This window comes from Streptomyces africanus (genome assembly GCF_002150735.1).
GTDB classification, from domain to species: domain Bacteria; phylum Actinomycetota; class Actinomycetes; order Streptomycetales; family Streptomycetaceae; genus Streptomyces; species Streptomyces africanus.
The window spans coordinates 1-15408 of the sequence record NZ_MUKA01000116.1; the positions used below are offsets into that span (position 1 = coordinate 1).

15 protein-coding genes, 1 tRNA gene, 1 other RNA gene and 1 pseudogene are annotated in these 15408 nt (G+C 70.0%); 8 read left to right on the top strand and 10 right to left on the bottom strand.

The genetic code is table 11. The features are described 5' to 3' along the window. Window positions 1-1493 (bottom strand): DNA polymerase III subunit gamma and tau (locus CCL05_RS17250; protein WP_143589901.1); only part of this gene is annotated, 1493 nt, incomplete at its 3' end. 87 nt (window positions 1494-1580) lie between these two features. After that, window positions 1581-1677: signal recognition particle sRNA small type (gene ffs / locus CCL05_RS17255), an RNA gene on the bottom strand. 72 nt (window positions 1678-1749) lie between these two features. Between ffs and CCL05_RS17260 the strand changes: the two genes are divergently transcribed. Then, a tRNA-Ser gene (locus tag CCL05_RS17260) sits at window positions 1750-1837 on the top strand. Window positions 1838-2332: 495 nt separating this feature from the next. Here CCL05_RS17260 and CCL05_RS17270 read toward each other — a convergent pair. After that, window positions 2333-2866 carry a hypothetical protein gene (locus CCL05_RS17270; RefSeq protein ID WP_167409572.1) on the bottom strand — a complete coding sequence of 178 codons (534 nt, stop codon included), beginning with the start codon at window positions 2864-2866 and terminating at the stop codon, window positions 2333-2335. Between the two features lie 186 nt (window positions 2867-3052). Between CCL05_RS17270 and CCL05_RS17275 the strand changes: the two genes are divergently transcribed. Continuing rightward, window positions 3053-3796, top strand: a complete 744-nt coding sequence (locus CCL05_RS17275; RefSeq protein ID WP_086561404.1) for an XRE family transcriptional regulator — start codon at window positions 3053-3055, stop codon at window positions 3794-3796. Then, window positions 3796-4266, top strand: a complete 471-nt coding sequence (locus tag CCL05_RS17280; RefSeq protein WP_086561405.1) for an NUDIX hydrolase — start codon at window positions 3796-3798, stop codon at window positions 4264-4266. Before CCL05_RS17275 ends, CCL05_RS17280 begins: the two co-directional genes overlap by 1 nt. Window positions 4267-5711: 1445 nt before the next feature. Here CCL05_RS17280 and CCL05_RS17290 read toward each other — a convergent pair. Then, on the bottom strand, window positions 5712-6224 hold the full coding sequence (locus CCL05_RS17290) for a GNAT family N-acetyltransferase (protein WP_086561407.1): 513 nt from the start codon (window positions 6222-6224) through the stop codon (window positions 5712-5714). A 401-nt stretch (window positions 6225-6625) separates the two neighbouring features. After that, window positions 6626-7048 (bottom strand): arsenate reductase ArsC, encoded by a 423-nt coding sequence (locus CCL05_RS17295; protein ID WP_086561408.1) that lies wholly within the window; start codon window positions 7046-7048, stop codon window positions 6626-6628. A 46-nt stretch (window positions 7049-7094) separates the two neighbouring features. On the opposite strand from CCL05_RS17295, the gene CCL05_RS17300 reads away from it, so the two are divergent. Beyond that, window positions 7095-7403, top strand: coding sequence for an ArsR/SmtB family transcription factor (locus CCL05_RS17300; RefSeq protein ID WP_086561409.1), 309 nt, complete (start codon window positions 7095-7097; stop codon window positions 7401-7403). After that, window positions 7400-8488 carry an ACR3 family arsenite efflux transporter gene (gene arsB, locus CCL05_RS17305; protein WP_086561410.1) on the top strand — a complete coding sequence of 363 codons (1089 nt, stop codon included), beginning with the start codon at window positions 7400-7402 and terminating at the stop codon, window positions 8486-8488. Before CCL05_RS17300 ends, arsB begins: the two co-directional genes overlap by 4 nt. 19 nt (window positions 8489-8507) lie before the next feature. On the opposite strand, the gene CCL05_RS17310 is transcribed toward arsB, so the two are convergent. Continuing rightward, window positions 8508-8885 (bottom strand): ArsR/SmtB family transcription factor, encoded by a 378-nt coding sequence (locus CCL05_RS17310; RefSeq protein WP_086561411.1) that lies wholly within the window; start codon window positions 8883-8885, stop codon window positions 8508-8510. 148 nt (window positions 8886-9033) lie between these two features. On the opposite strand from CCL05_RS17310, the gene CCL05_RS17315 reads away from it, so the two are divergent. Then, window positions 9034-10410, top strand: a complete 1377-nt coding sequence (locus CCL05_RS17315) for an NAD(P)-binding domain-containing protein (RefSeq protein WP_425275922.1) — start codon at window positions 9034-9036, stop codon at window positions 10408-10410. Window positions 10411-10438: 28 nt separating this feature from the next. Continuing rightward, window positions 10439-10903 (top strand): ArsI/CadI family heavy metal resistance metalloenzyme, encoded by a 465-nt coding sequence (locus CCL05_RS17320; RefSeq protein WP_107400476.1) that lies wholly within the window; start codon window positions 10439-10441, stop codon window positions 10901-10903. Here the strand turns inward: CCL05_RS17320 and CCL05_RS17325 are convergent. Both CCL05_RS17325 and CCL05_RS17330 read right to left on the bottom strand, forming a co-directional pair. Further along, window positions 10827-11546 carry a cation efflux transmembrane domain-containing protein gene (locus tag CCL05_RS17325; RefSeq protein ID WP_086561415.1) on the bottom strand — a complete coding sequence of 240 codons (720 nt, stop codon included), beginning with the start codon at window positions 11544-11546 and terminating at the stop codon, window positions 10827-10829. The genes CCL05_RS17320 and CCL05_RS17325 overlap by 77 nt on opposite strands. Then, window positions 11546-11881: an ArsR/SmtB family transcription factor gene (locus CCL05_RS17330; RefSeq protein ID WP_059420636.1), complete on the bottom strand. Its 336-nt coding sequence runs from the start codon at window positions 11879-11881 to the stop codon at window positions 11546-11548. The genes CCL05_RS17325 and CCL05_RS17330 overlap by 1 nt, the downstream gene beginning before the upstream one ends. A 122-nt stretch (window positions 11882-12003) precedes the next feature. Between CCL05_RS17330 and CCL05_RS17335 the strand changes: the two genes are divergently transcribed. Continuing rightward, entirely contained in the window at window positions 12004-13095 is a 1092-nt protein-coding gene (locus tag CCL05_RS17335; RefSeq protein WP_086561412.1) for a ribonuclease H family protein, read from the top strand. A gap of 23 nt (window positions 13096-13118) precedes the next feature. On the opposite strand, the gene CCL05_RS17340 is transcribed toward CCL05_RS17335, so the two are convergent. Continuing rightward, complete coding sequence (locus CCL05_RS17340; RefSeq protein ID WP_244204307.1) at window positions 13119-14738, bottom strand: ABC transporter substrate-binding protein; 1620 nt, start codon at window positions 14736-14738, stop codon at window positions 13119-13121. 5 nt (window positions 14739-14743) lie between these two features. Then, window positions 14744-15408 (bottom strand): annotated as a pseudogene (locus CCL05_RS17345) (hypothetical protein); the annotation flags it as partial.

Sequence of the window (15408 nt, forward strand, 5' to 3'; positions counted from 1 at the left end):
GACCCCGCGCCCACCGGCCCGCCGTCGGCCGGGCCGGTGGGCGCGGGGTCGCTGGGGGCGGGCGTACCCGACACCGGCGGTTGCTGCGTTTCCTGGCCCGCCGCAGCGGGGGCATGCGCATGCCCGCCGACAGGCGTGGCATGACCGCCGCTGCCACTGCCACCACCGGGGCCACCCGGCGCTCCGGAGGCGCGGACCGCCGCCCGGGCCGCGGCCGGACCGCCGCCCGGCGCAACGGGAGCAGCCGCCGGAGCGGCCGCCGCTGCCCCGTGCCCCTCGGGCCCTGGCGCGTACCCCATGGCGGGCATGCCGGCCGGGCCCTGGGAGGAGAAGTTCACACCGCGCTCGATGCGGTCCAGTCGGGCCATGACGGACCGCTCGTCCCCGTAGGCCGCGGGGAGCATGACGCGGGCGCAGATCAGCTCCAGCTGGAGACGGGGCGAGTGGGCGCCGCGCATCTCGGTCAGGCCCTCGTTGACGATATCGGCGGCCCGGCTCAGCTCGGCGGCGCCGAAGGTGCCGGCCTGGGCCTGCATACGCTCGACGACGTCGGCGGGGGCGTCGATGAGCCCCTTCTCGGCCGCGTCCGGGACGGCGGCGAGGATCACCAGGTCACGCAGCCGCTCCAGCAGGTCGGCGACGAACCGGCGGGGATCGTTCCCGCCTTCGATGACACGGTCGACCACCTCGAAGGCCGCGGCCCCGTCACCGGTGGCGAAGGCCTCGACGACGGAGTCGAGGAGGGAGCCGTCGGTGTAGCCGAGCAGGGCGGTCGCCATGGCGTACGTCACACCGTCCTGGGCGGCGCCGGCCAGCAGCTGGTCCATGACGGACATGGAGTCACGCACGGATCCGCCACCGGCGCGCACCACGAGCGGGAGGACGCCCTCCTCGACCGGGATGGCCTCCTTCTGGCACACCTCGGCGAGGTACTCCCGCAGGGTCCCGGGCGGGACGAGCCGGAACGGGTAGTGATGGGTCCGCGACCGGATGGTCCCGATGACCTTCTCGGGCTCGGTGGTCGCGAAGATGAACTTGAGATGCTCCGGCGGCTCCTCGACGACCTTCAGCAGCGCGTTGAAGCCGGCCGACGTGACCATGTGGGCCTCGTCGATGATGTAGATCTTGTACCGGCTGCGGGCGGGCCCGAAGAAGGCCTTCTCGCGCAGGTCACGGGCGTCGTCCACGCCTCCGTGGGAAGCGGCGTCGATCTCGATGACGTCGATGGAACCGGGGCCGTTGCGCGCGAGGTCCTGGCACGACTGGCACTCACCGCACGGCGTGGGCGTGGGGCCCTGCTCGCAGTTCAGACACCGCGCCAGGATGCGCGCACTGGTCGTCTTGCCACAGCCGCGCGGCCCGCTGAACAGGTACGCGTGGTTGACCCGGTTGTTGCGCAGCGCCTGCTGCAACGGGTCGGTGACGTGCTGCTGCCCGATGACCTCGGCGAAGGTCTCCGGGCGATAGCGGCGGTACAGAGCGAGAGACGACACGCATACGAGGTTATAGGCGCCCACTGACAACGGACCCGCCACAGGAAGCCCAGAACCCCGGAACCCCGGGCCCCGGGACCCCCGGAATGCAGACGCCCCCCACGCACCCGCCAGAGCCAACCTACCCTTGCTGCCTTCCGGCCCTGGGGGAGTTCAGTCAGATAGCGCCGCGTGAGGGGCTGCGCCAAGGCTACCTGATGTCCGGGGCAGGGAACGAGTTCGCGAGCACTCCTCTCGGTCATGTAATGTTTCCGGCGGAGGATTCGCCTAGAGGCCTAGGGCGCACGCTTGGAAAGCGTGTTGGGGGCAACCCCTCACGAGTTCGAATCTCGTATCCTCCGCCAGTGCCTCACCGGGCACGATGTCGAAGGGCCCCACCGTTCGCGGTGGGGCCCTTCGGCGTTGTCCGTCTCACATTCCGTCTCGGTCAGGCCCCCGGCCTCCGGTGGCCGTTTCCGACACGGGAACGGGAAGGGGCCCGCGCCGTGCCTGCCGGTACTCCGCGTACAGCCGGTCGGCGGTCTCGCAGGTGTATATGGCCTCGCCGTCGTCGTTGACGGTCCGGCAGGCCGGGCACCCGGGCAGTGCAGCAGGATGCGCAGGTACGCGGCCCGCTCGGGACCGCTCGGGACCGCTCGGGCACTGATGGTCCCCGTTCTCGTAGTGATCGCACAGGGCGATGACGGAGCGGGCGAGGACTTGCGCGAGGGCGATCCGGGCGGAGGGGGTGCGGCCGGGTTCCGCACGCAGCCGTAAGCGCCCATCCTCCGCCAGCACGCGCTCCGCGCAGGCGCGCATCACTTTGAGGTCCAACGGCAGAGCCTCGGTCGCGGGCGCGGTCACGACTCGTCCTCGTGGGTCGCCGAGTCGCCCTGCATCACCAGCGCCAGCACGTTGCCGGATCGGCACAGGCGACCGGGACGGACCATGGGCACCATCCAGTACGAGGCTTGCGTCCGCTCGTCCCGCTCAGTGCGGTCGGCACGCGGCACGCCCAGGTAAGTGCCCTCCCCCAGGCACTCCGCGACCGGCGCGAGCCACGCCTGTGCGGTACCGGGCGGCACGAGGGCGTAGTAGCGCCGGAATCCCGGGTCGTGGATGACCGAGCCACCACCGAGGTACTGAGCGAGCCGTTCACTCAGGACAGACGACTCGTCGCTTCCAGCAGCACGGTGCACGATCTCCTCGGGAAGACGGACCGCCTCAAAGAGGCTCCCCAGCGGGATCAGCGCGAGCCTCGCGGCGCTGCCCCACTCGCTGCGTGCCGTATCCGGCGATGGGTGGGCGGAGGCCAGCCAGCCCTCGACGCTTCCGCGGGGCGACGGGCTGGACAGGGATGTCAGGATCGCCGCCGGGGCCAAAGTCTCTGCCATGTCGATCTGCGCTCTCAGGAGGTGGCCACTCCCCGGAATCGCGTCAGCGACCACCGAGGATTTCGTCTCGCGATCGTCGTGCGGATGCCCGGGACGGAGGAACCTCTCCCAAAAGCCACTTCGGGACGTCCCTCAGGCGGTGGAACGTCCTTGGAAGCGTCCCGACGTACCGCGGGGGATCTCGAGATGCCGAATGAGAGGTTGCGGGCCGTCATGGCGGCCGGGGGCTGGACCTGCGAGTCCCTGGCAGCGAAGGCAGAGGTGGACCCCAAGTCCGTGGAGCGGTGGGTGAATCTGGGACGCGTACCCCGACGCCGCACCGCCCACAAGGCCGCCGAAGCCCTGAGGGAGGACGTCTATGCCCTGTGGCCGGCGCTGCGGCAGGCGAAGGCAGCGCGGGCGGTGAGCCCTGAACTGGTCGCCTTGTACGGACACCGGGCGGACGTGCCGGTGTCCGCATTCATCGATCTTCTCGCCTCGGCACGTGAGCGCATTGACGTCCTGGTGTACGCGGCGGTGTTCCTGCACGAGGCGTACCCCCGACTCAACGAACTGCTGCGGGAGCGGGCAGAAGCCGGCTGCACCATGCGCATCGCATTAGGAGACGCAACCTCCCCGAACGTCCAACAGCGAGGCAGAGAAGAGAAGTTCGGCCATGGCATCGAATCGCGATGCCGACTGGCGGTCATGCACTGTCAGCCGTTGATCGAGGTAGCCGGTGTCGAGGTACGCACGCATGGGACGACCCTCTACAACAGCCTTTACCGTGCGGATGATCAAGTGCTCGTCAATGCCCACCTGTTCGGCGTGAACGCCTACGCCGCCCCGGTATGGCATCTGCGCAGAAGTGACGACGGCGGCATGTTCGAGACGTACGCCGCCAGCTTCGACGCCGTGTGGGAGACCGCCCGGCCAGTGGAGGGGACCTAGTGGCCCGCACCGAGTACTACGACGACCCCGAGGCCCCCGAACCGAACAGCCTCGTCGTGGCAGCCTCGGCGGTTGTCACGGACGACCAGGGCCGCATCCTGCTCCAACGCCGCAGAGACAACGACCTGTGGGCCCTGCCCGGCGGCGGCATGGACATGAGCGACTCCCTCCCCGGCTGCGCAATCCGTGAAGTCAAGGAGGAAACGGGCTACGACATCGAGATCACGGGACTGGTCGGAACCTACACGGACCCCCGGCACGTGATGGCCTACAGCGACGGCGAGGTTCGCCGCCAGTTCAACATCTGTTTCCGGGCCCGAATCGTCGGAGGCGAGCTGACCATCTCCGACGAGTCCACAGAGGCGCGGTTCGTCGACCCCTCGGAACTGGACGCACTCCCCATGCACCACACCCAGCGCCTGAGGCTTCGCCACTTCCTGGAAAACCGTCCGGCGCCCTACTTGGGGTAGGACGAGGCCCGTACACCATCTCCAGTCCGTTCGATATGCCGGACTGCACCTCGCCGTGGAAGCCGCCACAACTCCAGAACCGCCAGGACAGCCCGGTATCTCTGCTCGACAACCGACAACTCCACCAGCGCCAATCCCGGCCTCCCCACACGCACCGCAACGACGCGCACAGAAAAGCCGAACACGGCCACTGTCAACCATCAGCTGGGACCGAAGTGTCAAGCATCTACCGGGACCGGACAAGCCCCATACCGCAGACTGAGTTACAACTTCCTCTACTGGTTCAAGGCCCGCGCACGGCGCGGGCGCGCGCCGCCTCTGCTGCGCGGCCTGCCTCCTGTCTGCGCCCCGGCTGGCCGCGCCCGGCGGCGCGCTAGCGAGCTGCGGGCATGAGGTGGGAGAAACCCTCTGCGGCTGGGGCGGTCGGCTCCACGGCTTTAGGCAGCCACCATGGGGCGAGCCTCGAAGATCATGGCCCCAACGTCGTGCTTTAACGGGCAGGTCCACAGACTGCCCGACTCGCCGGAAGCTTACGGGGCCATGATCACTCACCCCATGGCAGCTCCCGCCCAAAGCCGTTCCGCCGACCGCGCTGTTTCACGGTACGTTTCACGATCTTGCGGACGCAGAGATTACGAGCCGCGCCGTACCCGCTGACCGAACTTGACGTAGATCTCCTACGTCTTTCAGCGCTCAAATGTAAAAGAATAAGTAAAGAGAGAAATCGGCAAAACGGACAGACTGGGAAGAGGCGGGTCGGCAACCACCCGGAATTGTCAGTGTCAGGGTGTATAAGGCGAGGGAAGTGGGAGAAGCGCCAGCTCAGAGCGTTGCGCGATCCCTATAGCCGCTCGGAACAACTCCCCGAGCGAAGATGACCACGTGCTCGGTGGCCCTCCCGTGCACATCCATTCTGCGCCTCCCACACCCGCAGTCGAGACGTCACCATGGTTCGAACACGAAAAGCCCACCCGAGCCGCGCAGGCTTCCCAACGAGAGCGACATGGGTGGGCAACGAACCTTGGAGGTCCAGCTTGAGTGTCCCCCCGTCCACCCTGCAGCTGTCAACTCGCGCTCCCCAGTCGGTACTGGTGATCACCGTGATCGTCTGCGTTCTGTGGGCAGCCGTCCCGCAGGTGCAAGAGCTGATCACATCGCTGATCGTCCTGAACGCGCTTTGGCTGGCTCAGACGGCGACGAGCAGCTCTGTTCATACTTTGCAGGTCGTACCGCAGCGCAATACAGCAACCACAGCAACCGTCTGCGTTCGGTAGCGTCCTTCAGGGGCCTTGAACGGGCCGGAATGACCGTGGCTGACCGATCCACATAGAGCTACGGATCAGAAGGTCGCAGGTCTGCTCTCCGCTCAGTACGCAGGAACAGAGGCCCCGGCTGGGTCCGAGGCCTCTGTTGTGTTGCCCCCGGGGCTCTCCGCCCCAGGGTGATCAAATGGGTACTGTCATCCGCAGCCGGATGTAGTCATGGCCCAGTGGCCCCCTGCGGCGGGAGCCGTCCGGGCGCCAGCCGTGCCGGGCATAGAACGCCTGCGCCCGCGCGTTCGCCTCCCAGCACTCCAGCACTCCGTCGGTGAGTGCGTCCGCCTGCAGCCGCCGCGCGAACGCCTCGTGCAGCAGGCTGCCGACACCGCGCCCCCAGCCGTTCGGTTCGACTCCGATCTGCTGCAACTCGCGTACCGACGCGGCATCGAGGTCGTCGAACTTCGGCGGTCCGTCCATGAGGAAACCGACCACACGATCGTCGGGGGTTGCAGCGACCTGTGCCCGGCCTTCAGCGACCGCGCGCTCCCAGTAGGCGCTGATGCGTTCCGCGCTCGCCAGCTCCTCCGTCGGCACGCCGCCCGCCGTGTAGTACGCCGTGCGAGTACGGGCATGCAACGCGGCGAGGGCCGCAGCCTCTTCCTCACGGGCCGAGCGGATGCTGATCCGTGTATCAGTCATGCGGACGAAGACGCCTCATGCCGTGACCTGGTTCCGACCGCAGCGGAAGCCGTCAGAAGCGCCCCAGCCGGATCCCTACGCGAGGTCGGTGGTAGTAAACGGCAAAGGCTCCAGACGGTTTTCGAACATCATGGTCAAGCGGTGCCTGCCCGTCTCAGTTTCCGTCTCATTCAGCGCCGTTCACGGTCGTTCAGCCGGGACGGAAGCCGGTAGCCGCTCTTACGACCGGCCGTCTATGAACGCAGGTGAACGGCCCCAGACTCGGCCCACCACCCCACCAACACAGTTGGAAAGCGTGTTGGGGGCAACCCCTCACGAGTTCGAATCTCGTATCCTCCGCCAGTGCCTCACCGGGCACGATGTCGAAGGGCCCCGCTGCTTGCAACTGGGCCCTTGGGGTCTCAGGTGCCGTGAGCGACGGCGTCGATCTCGGTGATCAGGGCCTCGATACGCGTCCTGATCTCGTCGCGGATGGGGCGGACGGCCTCGACGCCCTTGCCCGCCGGGTCCTCCAGGGTCCAGTCGAGGTATTTCTTGCCGGGGAAGACCGGGCAGGCGTCGCCGCAGCCCATCGTGATGACGTAGTCGGATGCCTGGACGGCCTCGGTGGTGAGGATCTTCGGCTTGGCGGCGGTGATGTCGATGCCGATCTCCCGCATGGCCTCGACCGCGGCGGGGTTGACCCGGTCGCCCGGGGCGGAGCCGGCGGAGCGGACCTCTATGCGGTCGCCCGCGAGGTGGTGGAGGAAGCCGGCGGCCATCTGGGAACGCCCGGCGTTGTGGACGCAGACGAACAGTACGGAGGCGAGCGGGCTGGAGGACATCGGTTCTTCCTTCGTCAGCGGTTCACTGGCGTGAAAGTATCAGCCCATGCTGACGTCAGTTGATACTGATCTTATTCGGGTTCTGGCCGATCCGCTCAGGCTGCGGATCGTGACCCTGCTCGCGGAAGAGACGCTGTGCACCACCCACCTCGTGGAGGAGACCGGTGCCCGGCAGACCAACCTCTCCAACCATCTGAGGGTGCTGCGCGAGGCCGGGGTCGTCGAGACGGAGCCGTGCGGCCGGTACACGTATTACAAGCTGTGCCCGGACGTCATCGCCCGGCTCGCCGGGCAGTTCGCCGACCTGGCCGAGACCGCACGCACCGCCGCCGGCAACAAGAGGGCCTGCTCGTGACCCGCACCGACACAGCCGCGACCGCCGAGGAGGCCTCGGTCGCCGCGAAGCTGTCGACGCTCGACCGTTTTCTCGCCGTCTGGATCCTCGCCGCCATGGCCGTCGGCCTGGGGCTGGGCAGGCTCATCCCGGGTCTGAACGACGCGCTGGCCGAGGTCGAGGTCGGCGGTATCTCCCTGCCGATCGCCGTCGGCCTGCTGATCATGATGTACCCGGTGCTGGCCAAGGTCCGTTACGACAAGCTCGACGCCGTCACCGGCGACAAGAGGCTCATGGTCTCGTCGCTCGTCGTCAACTGGCTCGTCGGGCCGGCGGTGATGTTCGCGCTGGCTTGGATCTTCCTGCCGGACCTGCCCGAGTACCGCACCGGCCTGATCATCGTCGGGCTCGCCCGCTGCATCGCCATGGTCGTCATCTGGAACGACCTCGCCTGCGGTGACCGCGAAGCGGCTGCCGTGCTCGTCGCGCTGAACTCGGTCTTCCAGGTGCTGGCGTTCGGGTTGCTCGGCTGGTTCTACCTTGAGCTGCTGCCCGGGTGGCTGGGTCTGGGGGACGGCGAGCGGCTGGACATCTCCATGGGGAAGATCGCCCTGAACGTCGTCATCTTCCTCGGCGTGCCGCTGCTGGCCGGGTTCCTCACCCGCCGCGTCGGCGAGCGGAAGCTGGGCCGCGAGACGTACGAGTCCGGCTTCCTTCCGAAGATCGGGCCGTGGGCGCTGTACGGCCTGCTCTTCACGATCGTCGTCCTCTTCGCCCTCCAGGGGAGGACCATCACCTCGCAGCCGCTCGACGTGGCCCGTATCGCGCTGCCGCTGCTGGTGTACTTCGCGGTGATGTGGTTCGGCACCTTCGCCCTCGGCAAGGTCATCGGCCTCGCCTACGACCGCACGGCGACTCTCGCCTTCACCGCGGCCGGCAACAACTTCGAGCTGGCCATCGCGGTCGCCATCGCCACCTTCGGCGTGACGTCCGGGCAGGCGCTGTCGGGCGTGGTCGGGCCGCTGATCGAGGTGCCGGTCCTGGTGGCGCTGGTGTACGTGTCGCTGGCCTGGCGGCGGAAGTTCAGCGCCGGGCCTTCCCTCTGATCGCGTTCTCGGTGGTGGGTCAGGCCGCGGCCGGAGAGATGGTCAGCAGCTTGCCCATCGCGGACAGCACGGACGGCTCGACGCGGTAGTAGACCCAGGTGCCGCGCCGCTCGGAGGTCAGCAGGCCGGCCTCCTTCAGCTTCTTCAGGTGGTGGGAGACGGTCGGCTGCGAGACGCCGACGTCGGAGATGTCGCAGACGCACGCCTCGCCGCCCTCGTGCGAGGCCACCGCCGAGAACAGCCGCAGCCGCACCGGGTCTCCCAGGGCCTTGAACATCCGCGCGGCCGTTTCGGCCTCCTCCGCGGTGAACGGACGTTCGGTGAGGGGCGGGCAGCACGGTGCGACGGCCTCGGGAGCATCGGGTTCCAGCAGCGGCGGCATTCGCGTGTTCGACATGCATCTATGTTGACATGCATCGAACCAAAGAGGCCAGGGGATCGATGGGGGGATCTGTTTCGATTAGTGCCTATGTTGACGGTTGTCGAAGCAGGTGGAATGCTGGCAGCACAAGTCATCGACGGATGTCGAATCAAAGGGGAACCTCGTGTCCGTGCCGATCAACAGCGTGTCCACTGGTCAGCTGCCCGTCGTGGTCATCGGAGCCGGGCCGGTCGGTCTGGCCGCCGCGGCCCGGCTCGTCGAGCGCGGCCTCGAACCGCTGGTCCTGGAAGCCGGGCCGTCGGCCGGGACGGCCGTCCGCGAGTGGGCGCACGTGCGGCTGTTCTCGACCTGGGCCGAGGTGATCGACCCGGCTGCGGAGAAGCTCCTCGCCCCGACCGGCTGGACCCGCCCGGACGGCTCCGCGTACCCCACCGGCGGCGACTGGGCGGAGCAGTACCTCCAGCCGCTCGCCGACGTCCTCGGCGACAGGGTCCGCTACGGCGCCGCCGTCACCGGTGTCGCCCGCGCCGGACGCGACCGCAGCGTCGACTCCGGCCGGGACGCGCAGCCCTTCGCCGTGCACATCCTGTCGGCCGACGGCCGTGAGGAACGGATCGGCGCCCGCGCGGTCGTCGACGCCTCGGGCACGTGGTCCACCCCCGGCCCCCTGGGTGCCGACGGGCTGCCCGCCCTCGGCGAGAGGGCCGCCACAGGCCACGTCTCCTACCGCGTCCCCGACCTGGGCGACCCTGTCGTCCGCGCCCGGTACGCGGGCAGGCGCACGGCCGTGGTCGGCTCCGGCGCCTCCGCCTTCACCGCGCTCGCCGCCCTCGCCGACCTGGCACGGGAGGAATCGGAGACGCACACGGTCTGGGTCCTGCGCCGCGGCATCACCGGCTCCACGTTCGGCGGCGGCGAGGCCGACCAGCTGCCCGCCCGTGGCGCCCTCGGCCTGCGCGCCCGGGCCGCGGTGGAGGAGGGCCACGCGAGCGCGGTCACCGGGTTCCGTACGCAGGCCGTCGAGCGGGAGGGTGACCGGCTGGTCCTGGTCGCCGAGGACGGGCGCCGCCTGGACCCGGTCGACGAGGTGATCGTCCTGACCGGTCTGCGCCCGGACCTGTCCTTCCTCTCCGAGCTGCGGCTGGGCCTGGACGACCGCCTCCAGGCGCCCGTCGCCCTGGCCCCGCTCATCGACCCCAACGTCCACTCCTGCGGCACCGTCCACCCCCACGGCGTGAACGAGCTGTCCCACCCGGAGCAGGGCGTCTACCTGGTCGGCATGAAGTCCTACGGCCGCGCCCCCACGTTTCTCGCGATGACCGGCTACGAGCAGGTCCGCTCCGTCACCGCCGCGCTCGCCGGGGACCGTGAGGCCGCCGAGCGGGTCGAGCTGACGCTGCCGGAGACGGGTGTGTGCGGCGGGGCCGGCCTGTTCGACGAGCCCGACACGGCCGCCGCCGAGGGCGGAGGCTGCTGCGCCGCCCCGGCCACCTTGCAGATCGGCACCGGCGCCCCGGCCCTCCCGTCCGGCGGCTGCTGAACTCCCCATCCGCTCCAGGAGGTTCGCCATGACGTCCCGTGTCCAGCTCGCCCTCCGTGTCCCCGACCTCGCCGAGTCCGTGGCCTTCTACACGAAGCTCTTCGGTACGCAGCCGGCCAAACTCCGCGACGGCTACGCCAACTTCGCCATCGCCGAGCCCCCACTGAAGCTCGTTCTCATCGAAGGCACCGCAGGCGAGAGGACCCGCATGGACCACCTCGGCGTCGAGGTCGAGACGACCGAGGGGGTGCAGGCCGCCACCACCCGCCTGGGCGAGGCGGGCCTGAGCACCGACGTGGTGAACGGCACGACCTGTTGCTACGCCGTCCAGGACAAGGTCTGGGTCCACGGCCCCGGCCAGGAACCCTGGGAGGTGTACGTCGTCAAGGCCGACGCCGACTTCCTTGCGCGGACGGTCAGTGGCAGCACGCGCAGCCTGGGCGGCAGTCGCACGCCTCGTCCGCGTGAGCGCCGGCGCCCGGGGGCGTCGTAGCCGAGGGCGCGCAGCAGCCCCTGCCCTGCCAGGCGTCGCGGCTCTCCTTGACGGCGATGGCCGCGATGACGAGGGCGGCGACGGGGTCGGCCCACGACCAGCCCAGGGTGGCGTTGAGGACCAGGCCGGCCAGGAGCACGGCCGAGAGGTACGTGCACAGCAGTGTCTGCCGGGAGTCGGCGACCGCGCTGGCCGAGCCGAGCTCACGGCCCGCGCGGCGTTGGGCCGCCGACAGGAACGGCATGACCGCGAGGGAGAGGGCGGCGAGCACGATGCCGGGGACGGATCGCTCCGCCGCCCCCGCCCCGGCCCCGGCCAGCGCGCGGACGGCGTCGACGGTGACGTAGGCGGCGAGTGCGAAGAACGACACCGCGATGATCCGCAGGGTCGTCTTCTCCCGCGCCTCGCGCACGGCGTGCTCACGGGCGGAGAACTGCCAGGCCACCGCGGCGGCGGAGGAGACCTCGATGACCGAGTCCAGGCCGAAGCCGATCAGGGCGGTGGAGGAGGCGAGGGTGCCGGCGGTGAGGGCGGCGATCGACTCGATGACGTTGTAGATGATCGTCGCCGCGACCAGCAGCCGGATCCGCCGGGCGAGTTCCTCCCGGCGGGCCGGTGAGGGGGCGAGGGATATCGCCGTCATCAGCAGCATCCCTTGTCGTCGGCCTCGGCACAGGTGCGGTCGGTCTCGACGGCCACCACGGCCGCACGCAGGTCGTCCAGGGCGTGACCGAGACGCTCGTCGGCCAGTTCGTAGCGGGTGCGGCGGCCGTCGGGCACGGTGACGACCAGTCCGCAGTCGCGCAGGCACGCGAGGTGGTTGGAGAGCCGGGTCCGCGAGATGCCGAGGGCGTCGGCGAGGTCCGCGGGATAGGCCGGGGCCTCGCGCAGCGCGAGCAGGATGCGGCAGCGGATCGGATCGGCGAGCGCGCGGCCGAACCGGGCCAGCACTTCGATGTCGGGGGCTACAGTCAGCACGGGGCAACAGTACACGGATTCCTGAATTCAGGAAACCTTGAATCATCCGTGGTCCGCCTTCTTCCCCACGGACGCCTCGCGGTGGGATCATCACGTCGTCTCGGCGCGCTTCGGGAGGGCGGATGGATCTTGCCTCGGGGGAGGTCGTGCTGCACGCGGCCGGGAGGTGCGAGGACGGGTACGGCGGGTGGGCGGCGGTCCTGGCCTACAGGTCTCACCGGCGCGAGATGAGCGGCAGCGGCAACGGCACCGGCGTGACGCCCCACCGGATGGCGCTGACGGCCGTCGTGGAAGGCCTCACCGCGCTGACCCGGCCGTCGCGGGTGCGGATCTGCGTGGCCGACGTGACCCTGCGCGAGAAGCGCGCCCAGCGCCGCCCGCCCGACGAGCCGGACCTGTGGGAGAGACTGCGCCCGCTGCTCGCCCGGCACCACGTCGAGTGGGAGGAACCCGACGAGTGGGAGGACGAGGGGCCCTGCGATCTGGCCGCCGAACTGGCCTATCACCAGCACCGTGGCGAGGCGGTCAGGGCGGGAGCGCGGGGCGAGGGGGACACGCTTGCCGTCGCGGTGGAGCGGTTCCTGGCCGAGCGGTGGGACGACATGCACGCCTTCGAGGCCGCCGACGACGTCATCTCGACGCTGCACTTCAGCGTCGGCTGGTACGGCGACACGCCGTTCACGGAGATGGAGCCCGCCGAGCTCGTCGATGAACTGGGCGCCTTCTTCAGCAGCACCCTGCCCCACAAGGAGCACGCGTCGCCCGACGAACTCCGGACGGCGCGGCGCGTGGTGACCGATCTGCTGAACTGGCTGGTCGCGAACGGCCACCTCGACGCCGACGTGGCCCGGGAGCGTCTGGCGGACATCGACCTCACCGTGGACGAGCGGGTCTGCATCAAGGAGTTCGTCGACGGGTTCGGTGACGACGATCTCGTGCCCTGGCCCGACCGCTCCCGCGCCGAGGGCCGAGCCGAGGACCTCGTCGAGGACCGCGTCGACTCCCAGTACCTGACGATCGCGGACGTGGCCGCCGGCTCCCTCACGTTCAAGGACGACGACGGATACGACGAGGACGACTGCCCGGTGGTGGGCCCGGTCCCCGTCCGCCCCGAGATCGCCGCCCGGGCCCGGACCGGCTGGCGGATCCTGCTGTCGGCGGTGAAGGTGCGCGGGCAGTGGGGACTCGTCGAGGTGGTCAGCGGGGATCCGTGACAGCCGGCTCGCAGGGACGTTCCTCATGAAGTGCTGCTGGGGATCACGCAGTTCTGCGGTTGCGGCTTGCCCGTCGGCCAGCCCAGGCCGACGAACTTCAGGGTGCCGGGGCCCTTCCGGCCCGGGTCCAGTTCGACGATCGCGGCCGGTTTGTCGTAGGGGTTGCCGCCCGTGGTCAGGCAGATCAGGCCGCTGGTGCCCTGGACGCGGTGGCGGGACTGGAGGAGGGGCCACTGGCGGCCCAGGTCCTCGCGGCTGGGGACCGATTCCGGGTCGTTCTTCTGGGCCTGGTGGAGGGCCTTGCCGATGGTGATGAGGCCGTCGTGGACGAGCATCGTCCGGGAGTCCGCCAAGTCGGGGGTGGAGCCCAGCTTCGTCCCCTCGTTCTCGGTCGCGCTGATCTGCTGCCTGAGGGCGTCCAGGGCCGCCTTCGGTTCGGTCAGGTACTGGGGGAGGTCCCGGTCGGCCGGCTCGCGGTCGTGGGTCGCCCGGTACCGCTTCGTCCAGGCCGCCAGTTCCGTCGTCCAGGCGTCGGGGTGGGCGGGGGCCGCGTACTGCACCGTCACCTTCGGCCTGCCGTCGTCGCCGCGGAGCCTGGCCCAGTCCTTCTCCGTCATGTCCTGCCGCAGCGAGGCCGCGTCCGAGCCGCTGACGATGGTGTAGTGGCGGTCCTTGCAGCCCACCTCGGCGAGCTTCAGGGCGAAGATGCGCAGGTGGAGGGTGCGGCCCGCGAAGTAGACCGTGTCGGCCCGGGAGTCGCAGATGTTGTTGGCCGTCTGGGTGAACTGGTTGCCGGTCGAGCCCGCCTCGTCGATCGACGGGGACTCGAAGGACATCGCGGCCGGGCCGGCCGGGCCCTTCTCCTCGATCCTGCTGAAGGCCTTCGCCAGCGACTCGTTGTAGCCGTCCGGGCGTTTGTCGTAGACGAGGACCGTCCTGAGGTTCTGGCGGCCGCGTTCGCCGTTGAAGTCGGCCAGGGCCCGGGCCGCGTCGTCGTTGGTGGGGAGGATGCGGGCCAGGCCCGGGAAGCGGAGCTTCGCCATCCCGTCCGGCCGGTCCTGGTTGGCGATCCGGTCTCCGCTGATCCGGGCGGCCAGCACCGGGATCCTGTTCTCCGTCAGCCGGGTGACGGCCGTCTCGGTGGCGGCGAGGCTCAGGTTGAAGCCGGTGACAGCGCGCAGCCGGTCCTCGGGCGAGGCGGCCATCCGCAGCAGGGTGTCGACGACCTTCGACTGACGGCCGTAGTCCTGCCCGGGGTTGGCCAGCACCAGGCGGATCTTGGGGGGTTCGCCCTCGCCCGCGTTGGCCTGGCGCTGGCCCAGGTACGCGCCCTGGAGGTCGCTGCGCATCTGCCGGCGCAGGGCCTCGCGGTCCGACTGGAGCGGCAGCATCATCGCGACCGTGACGTACGGCTGCTTCTCGATCCTCTTGTTCTCGCGTGCGATGGCCCGGGCCACGTCGGTGATCTCCGGGGTGCCGAAGTCGTAGCCCTCGCCGTTGACGCCGACGCACTCGCCGTCGATCCGCTCCACGCCGTCCGCGCAGGTGTCCGGCTTGGTGACGAGCAGGTAGCCGAGCACGAGGCCGGCCGCGAGCGCCGCCGCGCCCAGCAGTGAGAAGAGGATCTTCCGCCATCTGGGCATGCCCGTTATCTCCTTCTCCGGAGCTGTTCGGTGCAGGTGCAGCGCAACAGGGGCTGTTCGTTCTCCGCGAGGCCGCTCCAGTCCGTCGCCGTCCTGCTGAGCAGGCCCGCGCCCTCGAAGTCCATGATCGACAGGAGGTCCAGCAGCTTGGCGAGTGTGCGGGCGGTCTCCTTGCCGGTCGGCCTGGTCCGCTCCTCGCACAGCCACACCGCGTGCAGCAGCTGGTCGACGGTGCGGCGCAGCGGTGGGCCGTCCACGGGCACCAGGCCCTGGGCGCGTTCCCGCCGGGCGTCCGCCCCGCCCGGGTACGGCGCCTGGGCGATCTCCAGGAGCTCGGCGCACCAGGCGCGGGGGCGGCCGGGGAGGGTGGCGGCGAGGTGGGTGACGACGTCGTCCACACCGCCGGAGACCAGGTGGTGGTTCATGCGGTGGGCGGTGAGCGAGCGGAAGGCACCGTCGCCCGGGGCTCCGCCTCCCCAGGCCCCGTCGCCGCCCCACGCCCCGCCGGGCGAGGCTCCGGTGACCGGCGGTCCATCGCCCGGGGCCCCTTGGCGCGAGGCCCCGCCGTCCGGCACCCCGCCGTACAACGCCTCGTCGTCCGGGGCGCCCTGGCGCGAGGCCCCGCCATCCGGCACCCCGCCGTACAACACCCCGCCGTCCGGGGCCCCCT